Below are 14,018 nucleotides of genomic sequence, written 5' to 3' on the forward strand. Positions count from 1 at the left end.
ACGGAGGAGGGGTGGGGGGGCGGGAGAGAGGGGGCGGGGGGGGGAGTAGGAAAAAACAGAAAAGAGCGCCCCCCCCCCCCCCCCCCTCCCCCCCCCCCCCCCACCCCCGGGGTATTTGAACCAAGAAGAAGGGACGATCGCCAGTGACGGCCTTTCTGGGCGTGGAATGCTCGCTGACCGGGCGGCGCTGGATCGGGCCGGGCATCGAGATCGACCGCCAAGCCGAGGCGATGGCGCAAGACAGCGGCCTGCCCCGCGCCCTGTGCCAGACGCTGGCCCGGCTCGGTGTGAGCCCATCCGAGACTGCGGCCTACCTGGCCCCCACCTTGCGCGACCTCTTGCCCGACCCGCGCGGCCTGCGCGACATGGAGCGTGCCGCGGCACGGTTCCTGCGCGCGGTTCAGGGCAATGAGCGCATCGCGGTCTTTGCCGATTACGATGTCGACGGCGGGGCCTCGGCGGCGCTTCTGATCGACTGGCTGCGGCGCATTCAGACGCGCGCGCCCACGCTTTACGTTCCTGACCGGATCGACGAGGGGTACGGACCCAACCCCGCCGCGATGGCCGAGCTGTCGATGCAGCACGACCTCGTGATCTGCGTGGATTGCGGCACACTTGGCCACGAAGCGCTCGCCGCCGCCGGGGCGGCCGACGTGATAGTGCTCGATCACCATCTGGGGGGCGAAACCCTGCCGCCCGCGCATGCCGTGGTGAACCCCAACCGGCAGGACGAAACCGGCGATCTCGCGCATCTCTGTGCCGCGGCGGTGGTGTTCCTGATGCTGGTCGAGGCGGGACGGCAGTTGCGAGAGGCCGGCAGTCGCGGTCCAGACCTGATGGCGTCGCTCGACCTCGTGGCGCTGGCGACCGTGGCCGATGTCGCCCCGCTGATCGGGGTCAACCGCGCGTTCGTGCGGCAGGGCCTGCATGTCATGGCCCGGCGCGAGCGTCCGGGGCTGGTGGCACTGGCGGATGTCGCGCGCATGGATGCGGCGCCCAACGCCTATCATCTGGGGTTCCTGCTGGGACCGCGCGTCAATGCCGGCGGGCGCATCGGCAAGGCCGATCTCGGCGCGCGTCTTCTGGCCTGCGACACCCCGGCCGAGGCCCGTGCGATGGCCGAACGCCTCGACCAGCTGAACACCGAACGGCGCGAGGTCGAGGCGCAGGTGCGCGAGGCGGCGATGGCCCAGGCCGAGGCGCGGGGCACCGAGGCGGCGCTGGTCTGGGCGGCGGGCGAAGGCTGGCATCCCGGCGTCGTCGGCATCGTTGCAAGCCGTCTGAAGGAAAGCCTGAACCGGCCCGCCATCGTGATCGGGCTGGAGGGAGACGAAGGCAAGGGATCGGGCCGCTCGGTCGCAGGTGTCGATCTCGGGGCGTCGATCCAGCGGCTCGCGGCCGAGGGCCTGCTTCTCAAGGGTGGGGGGCACAAGATGGCGGCCGGCCTGACCGTCGCCCGCGACATGCTGGAACCGGCCATGGCGCGGCTTACAGAACTGCTGGCCAAGCAGGGCGCGGATCGCGCCGGGCCGGCCGATCTGCGGCTCGACGGGTTGCTGACACCGCGCGCGGCAACGATCGAGTCGATCGAACAGATCGACGCAGCCGGTCCCTTCGGCGCTGGCGCACCGGGGCCGCGTTTCGTCTTCGCCGACAGCCAGATCACCTTTGCGCGCCAGTTGGGCGACAGCCATCTGAAGCTGCGCTTCACCGACGGATTCGGTGCAAGCCTCGAGGCGATCGCCTTTGGGGCCTTCGACACGGCGCTTGGCCCGGCCCTTGCCGGACATGACGGCGCGCGCTTCCACCTCGCCGGACGCCTCGATATAAATACTTGGGGTGGGCGCCGCTCTGTGCAGCTGCGGCTTGAGGATGCGGCCCCAGCGGTTTGAGGCACGCCGTCGGATTTCTTGCCCATGCCGGTATGTTTTTTGCAAAAACCCTCTTGCGCGCATTACGGGTTTTGCCTAGTCACGCTCTTGTAATTGGCCCGTTCGTCTATCGGTTAGGACGCCAGGTTTTCAACCTGGAAAGAGGGGTTCGACTCCCCTACGGGCTGCCATTTACGTCTATGACATCGAAATAATGCTTAGGCGATCGTGCGTGGTCCGGTATCGGCATAACGTCGTCGGCGTGACGGTTGCTTCATTTTCACCCGTATTGCGGCGTTGATTACGTGGGGACCTCATCGACCCGAATGGTGGCCTCTCTCAAGTGACGTACCTATGTCACGACAAAAACCCGGCGTTGCGTTAAGACCGCCCTGATCCGAGCCTCGGGGCATGGCTATCCTGGGCGGGTTTTGTCTGAAACTGCTGTGCCCGTCTTGCCGGACGTGGAGTCATCGCCTGATGGAATACACGTTCCGAAGGGTCCGGTGCCGATCGATCCCGCGCGGGTCGGTGGGGTGCGGCATGGTTGCACGACCCGGTCCATACACCGAATGCCATCATGAGGCGCAAATCGTGGTCCTTGCGAGAGCCGCGCCCGGCACCAGACGGCCCGCTTTCCGACTTGAACCGACCGCAATCAGAGACCTGCCGCAGCCACGTCCAAGCCACAGCCAAAGCGTGGCACATGACCGAATCTGATCATACGCCCGATGCTTAGCCCTGAGTCGATTGCGCGGCATCCAGCGTGCCAGCACGGCATGCGACCGACACCGCGCAGGATCGTCAAGGGCGGGCCGCGGCCTGCAATCCGGAAATGCTCCGTCATCCGGACATGTTGGACAAAGGATACTCCGACAGGCCGGGCCGGTTTGGCTGGCGGCATTCCGCCCCGCCCGTCAGATCGATTTTATGGAACCACCGTCGATGCGGATGCGGGAGCCGGTCACGTAGCCTGCGCGAGCTGATGCGAGAAAGGTCACGACATCAGCAAACTCCTCGGGTTTTCCGTAGCGCCCTGCCGGAATGGTCGCACGGGATCTTGCCGCAACATCTGCCACATCGCTGTCGGTGCGTTTGGCGGCCGCCGCGTCGAGTTCGTCGACACGTACGGTGTGGATGCGGCCCGGCATGACGACGTTGACGGTGATCCCGTCGCCGGCCACTTCACTGGCGAGTGTCTTGCACCAGCCGACCACCGCCGACCGGATGCCGTTGGAGAGCGCGAGGTTGGGAATGGGTTGTTCGACACCAGAGGAGGTGACCGAGATGACACGCCCCCATCCGCGCTCTTTCATCGGTGGCAGAAGACGCCCCGTCAGATGAAAGAGGTTCGCGGCCATGGCCTCGAAATGGGTGATCCAGGCGCCACGCTCTGCCGCCTGGGCCGTGCCCGGAGGTGGCCCGCCGCCATTGTTCACGATGATGTCGACGCCACCCTCGACCAGCAATCGGTCCGCCAGCGCGTCGATCTGCGCGATATCGGCAATGTCCAGTGCCACGGGCTGGACATTTTCCATGCCGTCGGCCCAGGCGTCGATCTTGTCGCGGCTGCGCGCCGCGGCCAGGATGGTGGCGCCCTCGGCGGCCAGCGATTTGGCGATCGCCATGCCAAGGCCCCGGCTGGCACCCAGCACGAGCGCGCGTTTTCCGGTCAGTTCCAGATCCATCAGGTAAGCTCCTTCAATCGGTATTCCTGCCGCGCAACAAGGCTGTCCACCTCGGCGCGGGTTTCTTGTGAAAGCGTGGCACCGGGGCGGCGCAGCGCGTCATGGGCGATGATGCCGCGCTTGGCGAGCATGTATTTGCGGATCGCAAGGCCAAGACCGGGCTGTTGTTCGAACCGCGCAAGCGGCAGGTAGGCATCGAAGATGTCCCGCGCGCGTCCGGCATCGCCGCTTTGCATGTGGTGCACCACGCTGACCATCATCTCGGGATAGGCAAAGCCGGTCATCGCGCCATCGGCGCCACGGGCCATCTCTTCGGGCAGGAACAGCCCACCATTGCCGCAAAGGATCGAGATGCGGCGCCCCAGCATGCCCTCGGCGCGCAGCGCGGTGATCTTTTCCAGCCCCGGCCAATCCTCGTGTTTCAGGCACACGCAGGTCGGCAGGTCATTGAAGATGCGCGCGATCACCTTGGGCGAGATCTGAACCCCGGTGACCAGCGGAAAATCCTGAAGCACGAAGGGCACGTCACCGAGAACCTCCGCGATCTGCCGGTAATAGGTCACGATCTGGTCGTCTGTGCGCAGGCTGGACGGCGGTGCGACCATCACCCCGGCCGCGCCAAGATCCATGACCATGCGCGTCAGCGTGTCGATCTGCGCAAAACCGGGGGCGGACACGCCGACGACCACCGGCACCCGGCCATTCACGCGGCCCAGTATGCGCGCCACAACGTCGCGCGATTCATCGACGGTCAGCTTGGGCGCCTCGCCCATCATCCCCAGAACCGTCAGGCCGGTCGCCCCGGCCTCGAGGTAGAAATCGACCATCCGGTCACAGCTTTCCATGTCGATGCGCCCATCGGGATGGAACGGGGTTACGGCGATGACGTAGACGCCCGCCGCCTTGGTTGTAAGTCGTGTCATCATCTGTCCTTATCGTGTGGTTTCAAGGGCGACCCGGCCGATCGCCATGGACGTGGCGGCCTGACAGGGCTCGATCACCGGGATGCCGAGATAGGTTTCAAGATCCGCGCGAAACGCGGTCATGCCCGCGCAACCAAGAATGACGACATCGGCCATCGCCTCGTCACGCAGCGCGGTGCCAACGGTCTTGAGCCGTGCGAATGTGCGGGTCTCGTCGGCAAGGTCGAGCACGCCAAGCTCCAGCGGGCGGTCGCCGGCCAGCCTGTCCATCACCCCCATGGAGGCGACGTAGCGCATGTGGCGCGGGATGCTTTTCGACAGGATCGAGATGATGCCGAACCGCTGGCCCAGTGTCATCGCCGTCAGGATCGACGCCTCGGCTATGCCCAGGACCGGGCGACGCGACTGTTCGCGCAGCGCCGCGAGGCCCGGATCGGAATAACAGGCCACGACAAAGGCGCTCGCCCGCTCTTCCAGCCGGGCACACTGCGCGAGCATGGGCGCAACGACGCCGTCGACATGGGCCTGCGTCTCGATGCCCGGTGGACCCTCGGCAAGGGTACGGGCCGCGATCGGCACCGGGCTGACCGCGCGCATCGGGTCTACGGCACGGTCTATCCCGTCGGTCACATGCTGGCTGCTGTTCGGATTGATGACGTATATGGTCATGACGCGGTCCTTATTGGCCCCAGAAACCGGCAGGCAGCGCGAGATCCGGCGCGCCCCCGATCCGGTCGATCATCGTTGCCGCCTCGCGCGCGGCGTCGGCCAGTATCGCGGCCTCGTCCACGCGCGTTGCCTGCCTGTCCTCCAGAACCATCTCGCCGCCGATCATCACATTGGTGACGTCATTGCCATTGGCAAAAGAGACCAGCCTGTGCAGTGGCATCTGGGGCGGATAAAGATGCGGCCGGCGCAGGTCGAGGGTGACGATATCGGCCAACTTGCCCAGCTCCAGCGATCCGATGCGATTCTGCAGCCCGAGCGCGGTTGCCCCGCCGATGGTGCACATTTCAAGCACCTTGCCGATGGGCAGAACAGAAGCATCGCGAAAATGCCGACGGTGGTAATGCATCGCCTGCTGCATGTGCCGGAACATGTCGGCCGACCGGTCGGGCGCGGTCGCGTCAGATCCAAGCGCGACACAAGCCCCTATTTCCATCAGTTCCGTTGCGGGGCAGCGCCCCATGATCGACGCGTTGGCGGACGGATTGTGGGCGACCTTCGTACCCGTTTCGGCCACCAGATCGATCTCGTCCGGGTCCAGGTCGATGCAATGCGACAGCAGCGTCTCCGGCCCGAGCAGGCCAAGCCTTTGCGCCCGTCTGATCGAACCGCGCCAATGACCATCCTGCGTGAATAGCAGGCCGTTGTCCCGCGCAAAGGCGCGCGTGATCCGGGCTTGCCGGCACGCGGTGGCATAGTCACCGGGTTCCATGTCGCGCTCATGCTCATCGCGCAGGACCGGATAAAGCATCGCGATGAAGATGCGCCCCTCATGCGTGTCGTGCCAGTTCGCGACCACGGTCGTGCAGGTTTGCATCTGCCGGTCGAACGTCACGGGATAGTCGGTCCGCGTCCCGTCCTGCCAGCTTGCGTAGGTCTTCGGGTGCGGCGCCCGCGTCGGTCCGACGGCAACCACGCTGCGCGTGCCGACCTCGATCACGCCACGGCAATGCGCGGCGGCATGGGCCGGATCGTCGGTACGCATGATCGTGTCACCGCCGCCCAGCAACGACACCCCGGTCGTCACGCCAAAGCGCACCCGTTCCAGCGCGGCCAGACGCGCCTCTGCGTACCAGAATTCCGGCGGCGAGGCTTGGGTATAGACCTCGCCGCAGATCTCCTCCCAGCGGTCACCGCCATGCATCCCCATGGACTTGACCAGACCATGACCGGCGTGGGCGTGCACGTCGATGAGACCGGGAAAGACGACGTGCCCCGTGACGTCGATCACCCGATCTGCATCGACCTGCAGCGTCTCGGCGTCACCGAGGGCGACGATCCGCCCGTCCGCGACGGCGATTGCACCGTTGTCGATCACCCGGCGCTCGGGGTCCATGGTGACGATGCATCCGCCGGTCAGAAGCGTTTCGACCTTCACGCGTCACCCCCGTCCAGCATGGGCAGCCGTGCCACGTCGATCACGCCGTCGGCCGGCATCTCGAAATCGGGGTGATCCCCTGCCAGACCGATCACCCGCACCGGGTTGTACAGCGTGAGCCAGGCCGGATCGTCCTGCAAAAGCGCATACGCCTCGCGCCAGAGCCGCGCGCGTGCGGCGCGGTCGGTCGTCACACGGCCTTGGTCGATCAGCGGTTCGATCCGCGTATTGGCGTAGCCTTGCCACCATGATCCCTTGACGCGCGAGTCGATCTTTTCATGCAGCACGCGATAGGTGCTCATCGGGCTGGAATCGAAGACGCAGAGATCGCGGATCTCCTTGCGCCGGACCATGTGGGCATAATCCTCGCGCTCGGGATGGACATGCACGTCGAGGGAAATGCCCACCTCGGCCAGTTGATCGCCAAGGGCGGCTGTCAGGCGCTCTGCCTCGTCGGGCAGGCGCGTGGGGCAATCCACTGCAAGGGACAGGCCATCGGCGAACCCCGCCTCGGCCAGCAGGCTGCGGGCGCGATCCCGGTCCATCCGCAGCCCGTCTGCCGACCCCGCGCCAAAATGGTTCGGGCTGACGAACCCGCGCAAGGGACGCGCCGCGCCGTGCATCACCGTTTCGACGATCGCATCGCGGTCCACCGCAAGGTTCAGGGCGCGACGGACACGGCCATCGGATAACGGGCCTTGCGCGGCGTTCAGAAGATAGATGATCGCCACAGGCGACAGGAACTCGTGCCGCGTGCCAGCCAGCTTGCGCGACGCCTCGAAATCCAGACTGTTGGCCACCTGCACCGCGCCGCTTTCCAGCAGCGCAAGACGGGTCGCGGGATCGGGCACACGCTGCCATGTCACCGTCGCGTTCTCGGGCAGGCCCGCGAAATGACGGGTCGTCCGGGTCGCCGAAATACTGTCGGGCGTGATCGCGGTCAGGCGATATGGTCCCGATCCGATCTGAACATCCAGATCGCCCGCATCCAGCGCATCAAAGGCTGACGGGGCCACGATGAAACCCTGCTCCAGCACGTCGAGCAGATCGGCCATGGGCGCGGCCAGCGTCAGGGTCAGCGTCACCGCGTCCGCGACCTCGATCTGTGCGCCGCCCAGGTACTGCCGCCAGACCGCCGGTGCGCCCAGCGTATACCCCTTGTCTTCGCGTGCCATCCGGTCGAGAGATGCCGCCACGGCCCCGGCGTCACAAACGCTGCCATCGTGGAAACGCACATCGGGCCGAAGGTGAAAGGTCCAGCGCAGCGCATCCTCGGACACCTCCCACCCCGTCGCGAGATGGGGAACGAAATCCTGCCCGACCCGTCGCACCAGCGTGTCATAGACCGCGCGCAGGATGGGCAGTTCATCGCTTGCATCGGTACAGTCATGCGGATCATTGAGCCCCAGTCGGGCTTGTGCGATTACTGCCATTCCGTATCCCTTTCCGGCTCGTCCACAAGGTGGCATGCGACGGTCTGACCCTGACCGACATCCTGCAAGACCGGGCGCTCTTGCGCGCAGCGATCCCACGCGAACGGACAGCGCGTGCGAAAACAGCAGCCCGACGGCAGGTCCAGCGCCGAGGGCACCTCGCCGGTCAGCGCGATCTCCCGGGTGTCGCGACGTTCCTTGATGCTGGGCGCGGCGGACAGCAGCGCCCGTGTATAGGGGTGGCGCGGCCGGGCGAAAAGAGCGTCGCGCGGCGCGTGTTCGACGAGGAATCCAAGGTACATCACACCCACCTGGTCCGCGATGTGGTTCACGACCGACAGGTCATGGCTGATGAAGAGATAGGCAAGGCCGAACTCGTCCCGCAGATCCTTCATCAGGTTGAGGATCTGCGCCTGAATCGACACGTCGAGCGCCGAGACAGGTTCATCCGCGATGATCAGCCCCGGCGTCACCGACAAGGCGCGCGCGATGCCGATGCGCTGACGCTGACCGCCGGAGAACTGGTGCGGATAGCGACCCGCATGTTCGGCACTGAGCCCCACGCGGGCAAGCAGCGCTTCCACCCGCCGGGGCACGTCCTTGCGCTCTGCGGCGTCCGTGATCTGCTGAAGCAGCGGTTCCGCCACGATATCTCGCACCCGCTGGCGCGGGTTGAGCGAGGCGTAGGGATCCTGGAAGATCATCTGCATTCGCGAGCGGACCGGCAGAAGATCGGCGAAACCGGCATGGGCGATATCCGCGCCCTCGACCCGAACCTCGCCCTTGGTCGGCCTGTGGATGCGGGCGATCGCCTTGGCGACGGTGGACTTGCCGCAGCCCGATTCACCGACCAGCGCCATGATCTCGCCCCGCGCGATGCGGAAGCTGACGCCGTTGACCGCGTGCACGACGGGGTTTTCCAGCCGTACGCCCCCTGACCCGATGCGCAGCCGGTCAAGGATACCGCCACCAATGGGAAAGTGCATTTCCAGGTCCCGCACATCGAGCATCGGGTCGGTGCTGTCGGTCATGCCGTGTCTCCGGGTTTCAAAGGGAAATGGCACGCGGCGTGAAGCGAGCCGTGCTGCGGCTCCAGCGTCGGTTCCCGCTCGGCACAAAGCGCCTGCGCGCGCGGGCACCTGTCGCGAAAGTTGCAGCCCTTTGGCAGGTTGCGGATATCGGGCACCGTGCCGGGGATCTGGCTCAGACGATCGCGACGGTGCGCCGTGTCGGGAATGCTGTCGATAAGCCCGCGCGTGTAGGGGTGAGACGGGGCCGTGATCAGGTCGCGGGTGCGTCCGCGTTCGACCACCTGCCCGCAGTAGAGCACCGTGATGTGATCGGCCATTTCCGACACCACGGCAAGGTCATGCGTGATCAGGATCAACGACGCGCCCTTTTCCGCGATCTGGCCCCGCATGAGCTTCAGGATCTGGCTCTGAATCGTCACGTCGAGCGCGGTGGTCGGCTCGTCCGCGATGATCAGCCGGGGCCGCGCCAGAAGCGCGATGGCGATCACAACACGCTGGCGCATGCCGCCGGAGAACTGGTGCGGATAGGCATCCAGCCGGTCCGCCGCACGGCTAATCCCGACGCTTTCCAGCATGTCGACGCATGCCGCGCGCCGCGCCGTTGCGTCCAGATCGGTGTGCAGGCGCAACACCTCGTCCATCTGCCGACCGACCGTGTGCAGCGGGTTGAGCGAGGTCATGGGATCCTGGAACACCATGGAGATCTCGCGCCCGCGAATGGCGCGCAGCCGGGCCTCGCCGGCCGTGACAAGGTCTTCGCCGTTCAGCAGGATCTGACCGCCCTCGATCCTGCCCGGACTGTCGATCAGTCCGAGGATCGAAAAGCCGACAACGGACTTGCCTCCGCCGCTTTCCCCGACAAGGCCCATCACCTCGCCCTCGCCAATGTCGAAGGTGACGCCGTCCACCGCCTTCACCGTACCGGAAAAGGTGTGGAAACAGGTACGCAGGTCGCGCACCGACAAAAGCGGTCTGTGTTCGGAACCGGTCATTTCAGCCTCGGGTTCAATTCGTCGCGCAGGAAATCGCCGAACAGGTTGATGCCAAACACGAGCATCATGATCGCGAGGCCCGGAAAGACCGATGTCCACCAGAGGCCGCTGAACAGCACGTCGAACCCGTTCTTGATGAGCAGCCCGAGCGATGGCTGGGTGATCGGCACGCCGACCCCCAGAAAGCTCAGGCTCGCTTCGATGAGGACGAAGGTGCCGACCTGGATGGTGGCGATCACGATGAGCGGCGTCAGGACGTTCGGCAACACGTGCTTGCGGATGATCTTGTGATTGGGAAGCCCCGCGACGGCGGCGGCCTGCACGTATTCCTTCTCGATTTCGGACAGGGTCGATCCTCGCACCGTGCGGGCATAGACCACCCATCCCACCGCCGTAAGCGCGATCAGAACCTTGTCGACGCCGGTGCCCACCGCCGACATCAGGAAAAGCGCGATCAGGATCGACGGAAAGGACAACTGGATATCGGCGATGCGCATGATCACGGCATCGACCAGCCCGCCATAGAACCCCGCGATCAGGCCGAGGGCTGTACCGATCGTGCACGAGGCCACCATCGCGACCACGCCGATGAACAGGGAAATGCGCGCACCGTACAGCACCGAGGCCCAGACATCCCGCCCCTGCCCGTCGGTGCCCAGTGGAAACTGCGGGTCACCGCCGTCGAGCCATACGGGGGGTTTATAGCTGTCCATGAGGTTGAGCGACGCTACGTCATAGGGATTCTGCGCTACGAGGAACGGCCCGGCCAGCACCGCGAAGGCAAACAGTACCATCAGCGCGCTGCCGATGATCGCGGACGCACTGCGCCTGTAATTGTGGAAGAACTCCGTTTTCAGAAAACCGGTCACCATCCTGTGCCCCTCACTTCAAACGGATGCGCGGATCGATCAGCGTATAGATCATGTCCACGAGGAAATTGATGACGACGAAGATCAGCGCGACCAGCATCAGGTAGACCACGATCACCGGCCGGTCGGCGCGGTAGATCGAGTCGATCAGCAGCTTGCCCATGCCGGGCCATGAAAAGATCGTCTCGGTGATGGTCGCAAACGCGATCAGATCGCCCAGTTGCAGACCGAATATGGTGACGACCGGGATCAGCGCGTTCTTCAACCCGTGCCTGTAGAGCACGTCACGGCGGGTCGCCCCCTTGGCGCGGGCGAATTTCATGAAATCCTGGCGCCCCACCTCCATCATGCCGGCGCGGGTAATGCGCAGGATGATCGCCATGGTCGCCAGCGACAGGGTGATGGCGGGCAGGATGACATGATGCCAGCCGTCCCATGTCAGCACGCTGAGGCGCAGGCCGAAAATCTCGGCCGTGTCGCCGCGCCCAGAGGAAGGGAACACCCCCCAATGCACGGCGAAAAGATAGATAAGCACCATGCCGACCCAGAAACCCGGCAGGGAAATGCCCAGCAACGATCCGGCCATGATGATACGGCTGATCCGGCCTTGCGGGTTCGCCCCGGCATAGACCCCCAAGGGGATGGCCACGGCGACGGCGAGAACCATCGCCACGAGCACCAGTTCCACCGTCGCAGGCAGGCGTTCCAGGATGAGCGTCATCGCGGGCTGGCGGAACACGTAGGACTGACCGAAATCGCCCTGCACGAGGCTGCTGAGAAACTTCCAGTATTGGACCAGCAACGTGTCATCGAGACCAAGCAGACGCCGCGCCTGCGCGATTTCGGCATCGGAGGCATCGATGGGGACCACCATGAACACCGGGTCGCCGGTAAAGCTCATCATGAGGAACACGATGACCGACACGATCCACAGCACGAGCGTCATCTGGATCAGACGTTTGAGAAGATATCCAAGCATGGGCTGGCCACGATCTCCGGTGCGAAAGTCAGGTCTGAAAAACAATCCCGGCAGGGCGCACCTGCCGGGGCTGCGCGTTGATCGGGGTTATTCGACGTCCATGTCGTAAGCCCAGATGAACTTGTCGACACGAGGCTCCAGCATCACGCCGTCCCGCACACCGTAGATGTCCTGCTCGTAATGCATCGGGATCATCGGAATATCCGCCATCAGGATCTTGGTCGCCTCCTGCAGCAGACGGTCACGCTCTTGCACGCTGGGGGTGGCATCGGCCTGATCGATCAGGTCATCCACCTCCGGATTGGAATACGAGCCGCGATTGACCTGGCCGTAGCCGTCCTTCTTGTCACGCGTGTAGAACAGCGAGGCATACATCGACCCGGCATCGCCCGACGGCACGTCCCAGCCGCTCATGATGAAGCTCGAATTCTCGGTGGGTACGCGGATATAGCCCCAGAAGTTCGATTTCGGCATGATATTCAGGTTGAGGTCGATATCGATCTTGGCCAGCATCGACGCCAGCGCCTGCGCGATCTGCGCATCGTTCACATAGCGGTCATTGGTGGCGTCCAGCGTCATCTCGAACCCGTCGGGATAGCCCGCCTCGGCCATAAGATCATTTGCCGCCTCGATGTCCACCGGATAAATCTCGCGGAAATCCATGCCGTCCACATGGCCGATATGGGACGCGGGCACGAACTGATCGCTGGGGGTGGCAAGCCCGTTCATCACGATCTCGTTGATCGCGCCCATGTCGATCGATCGCGCGATCGCCTCGCGCACGCGCTGGTCGGTCATCGGGTTGGGGCCGTCGATGGTGGGCGACTGCTCGCGGGTGTCCAGCGCCAGCACCAGGTTCAGAAGACTTGGACGGGTCAGCACCTCGAACCCGCCTTCGGACCTGACGCGCTCGACGTCGCGCACGGACAGATCCTGGATTACGTCCACCTCGCCGGTCAGCAACGCGGCGGTCCGGGTCGCGGGATTGGTGATCGGACGGAAGGTCACGGTGTCGATGGTCGGCGGCCCGGCCCAGTAATCGTCGAACGCCTCCAGAACCAGACGTTCCTCCTTGATCCACTCGTCGAGCATGTACGGCCCGGTGCCCATCGGCTTGAGATCCATCCGTTCATCGCCGGTCTCGGTCGTGTACTCCTCATCGAGGATGAGCAGTTCCGCGAGGTCGTTGGGCAGCACCGCATAGGGCTTGGGGGTGGTGATCTCGACCGTCAGCTCATCGATCGCGGTGATCGTTTCGATATTGGCGACCAGATCGGGCCGGATCGACTCGCGCGCCTTCTCCACGGTGAAGACGACATCGGACGCCGTGAATGCGTTGCCGTTATGGAACGTGACACCCTCGCGCAGCTTGAACCGCCATGTCGTGTCATCGACCGCCTCCCAGCTTTCGGCAAGGCCCGGACCGAAGGACAGGTCGGGGCTGCGCTGCACGAGCGGATCGTAGAGGTGGTAATACATGATGTTGGACGACAACTCTTCGCCCGCCAGCGGGTACAGGTGGCTTGGATCGGCGGTCAGTCCGATGGTGACGGATTTTTCCTGGGCGAACGCGCCCGTGGCCGTCGTTGCCATAAGGGTCAGGCCCAGGGCGCCAGCGCGCAGGGCGAATTGAGACAGATGCGTCATGTGGATCTCCATGTTGGTCGCAGTTGGGGAAAGGGTGGGAACCGTTTTGTCGGTCCTCCGGGGTGTCTTGTTTCGGGTCAGTGTCCGGGTTTGGCTGTCTGCACCTCGATCTGGTAGCCCTCGGGGTCGTTCATCACGAACGCGCGGATGCCCAGCTCTGCACTGTCGCGCGGGTCGGTCAGCCCGTCCACGTCATTGGCCTTGGCCCATGCGTGCCACGCCTCGACATCCGGAACCCGCAGACACAGCTGGCTGGTCTTGTCCGCGGCCCAGTTCTGCATGCCGCGCACCTCGTCAACGAGGCCGACATGGGCCTGCCCCGCGATGCGGTAGATTTTCGACCAGCCCTGATCGATGGCAAGTTCGAAGCCGAGAACCCCCTCGTAGAACGCCATCGCCGTGGGCAGGTCACGGTAGTACTGAAAGGTAATGGCAAGAACGACACCGTCATCGGGCCGGGTCACAGAGTGCGAGGTCATAC

At 64.8% G+C, this 14,018-nt stretch carries 12 protein-coding genes and 1 tRNA gene; 2 read left to right on the forward strand and 11 right to left on the reverse strand.

Going from position 1 to position 14,018, the window contains the following annotated elements; translation table 11 throughout:
* Positions 1 to 143: 143 nt before the first annotated feature.
* Together recJ and ACROSR_RS09885 are read left to right on the forward strand one after the other, a co-directional pair.
* Complete coding sequence (gene recJ / locus ACROSR_RS09880; RefSeq protein WP_432684541.1) at positions 144 to 1,892, forward strand: single-stranded-DNA-specific exonuclease RecJ; 1,749 nt, start codon at positions 144 to 146, stop codon at positions 1,890 to 1,892.
* Positions 1,893 to 1,987: 95 nt separating this feature from the next.
* Positions 1,988 to 2,062 (forward strand) — tRNA-Glu (locus ACROSR_RS09885).
* A 726-nt stretch (positions 2,063 to 2,788) separates the two neighbouring features.
* Here the strand turns inward: ACROSR_RS09885 and ACROSR_RS09890 are convergent.
* From ACROSR_RS09890 to ACROSR_RS09940, 11 genes are all read right to left on the reverse strand, one after another.
* A complete protein-coding gene (locus ACROSR_RS09890; protein ID WP_432684543.1) occupies positions 2,789 to 3,559 on the reverse strand; it encodes an SDR family oxidoreductase in 771 nt (256 codons plus the stop codon).
* Positions 3,559 to 4,482: a dihydrodipicolinate synthase family protein gene (locus ACROSR_RS09895; RefSeq protein WP_432684544.1), complete on the reverse strand. Its 924-nt coding sequence runs from the start codon at positions 4,480 to 4,482 to the stop codon at positions 3,559 to 3,561. The genes ACROSR_RS09890 and ACROSR_RS09895 overlap by 1 nt, the downstream gene beginning before the upstream one ends.
* A 9-nt stretch (positions 4,483 to 4,491) precedes the next feature.
* Complete coding sequence (locus ACROSR_RS09900) at positions 4,492 to 5,151, reverse strand: aspartate/glutamate racemase family protein (RefSeq protein ID WP_432684546.1); 660 nt, start codon at positions 5,149 to 5,151, stop codon at positions 4,492 to 4,494.
* A gap of 10 nt (positions 5,152 to 5,161) precedes the next feature.
* On the reverse strand, positions 5,162 to 6,586 hold the full coding sequence (locus ACROSR_RS09905; RefSeq protein ID WP_432684548.1) for an amidohydrolase family protein: 1,425 nt from the start codon (positions 6,584 to 6,586) through the stop codon (positions 5,162 to 5,164).
* A complete protein-coding gene (locus ACROSR_RS09910; protein WP_432684550.1) occupies positions 6,583 to 8,019 on the reverse strand; it encodes an ABC transporter substrate-binding protein in 1,437 nt (478 codons plus the stop codon). The genes ACROSR_RS09905 and ACROSR_RS09910 overlap by 4 nt, the downstream gene beginning before the upstream one ends.
* On the reverse strand, positions 8,010 to 9,050 hold the full coding sequence (locus ACROSR_RS09915) for an ABC transporter ATP-binding protein (RefSeq protein ID WP_432684552.1): 1,041 nt from the start codon (positions 9,048 to 9,050) through the stop codon (positions 8,010 to 8,012). Before ACROSR_RS09915 ends, ACROSR_RS09910 begins: the two co-directional genes overlap by 10 nt.
* Positions 9,047 to 10,042, reverse strand: coding sequence for an ABC transporter ATP-binding protein (locus tag ACROSR_RS09920; RefSeq protein ID WP_432684554.1), 996 nt, complete (start codon positions 10,040 to 10,042; stop codon positions 9,047 to 9,049). Before ACROSR_RS09920 ends, ACROSR_RS09915 begins: the two co-directional genes overlap by 4 nt.
* Positions 10,039 to 10,914 (reverse strand): ABC transporter permease, encoded by an 876-nt coding sequence (locus ACROSR_RS09925; protein WP_432684556.1) that lies wholly within the window; start codon positions 10,912 to 10,914, stop codon positions 10,039 to 10,041. The genes ACROSR_RS09920 and ACROSR_RS09925 overlap by 4 nt, the downstream gene beginning before the upstream one ends.
* Positions 10,915 to 10,924: 10 nt before the next feature.
* A complete protein-coding gene (locus tag ACROSR_RS09930; RefSeq protein WP_432684557.1) occupies positions 10,925 to 11,890 on the reverse strand; it encodes an ABC transporter permease in 966 nt (321 codons plus the stop codon).
* An 87-nt stretch (positions 11,891 to 11,977) separates the two neighbouring features.
* On the reverse strand, positions 11,978 to 13,537 hold the full coding sequence (locus tag ACROSR_RS09935) for an ABC transporter substrate-binding protein (protein ID WP_432684558.1): 1,560 nt from the start codon (positions 13,535 to 13,537) through the stop codon (positions 11,978 to 11,980).
* 77 nt (positions 13,538 to 13,614) lie between these two features.
* Complete coding sequence (locus tag ACROSR_RS09940; RefSeq protein ID WP_432684559.1) at positions 13,615 to 14,016, reverse strand: VOC family protein; 402 nt, start codon at positions 14,014 to 14,016, stop codon at positions 13,615 to 13,617.
* Between the last annotated feature and the right edge of the window lie 2 nt (positions 14,017 to 14,018).

The sequence above is a fragment of the Roseovarius tibetensis genome (assembly GCF_050896375.1).
GTDB classification, from domain to species: Bacteria; Pseudomonadota; Alphaproteobacteria; order Rhodobacterales; family Rhodobacteraceae; genus Roseovarius; species Roseovarius tibetensis.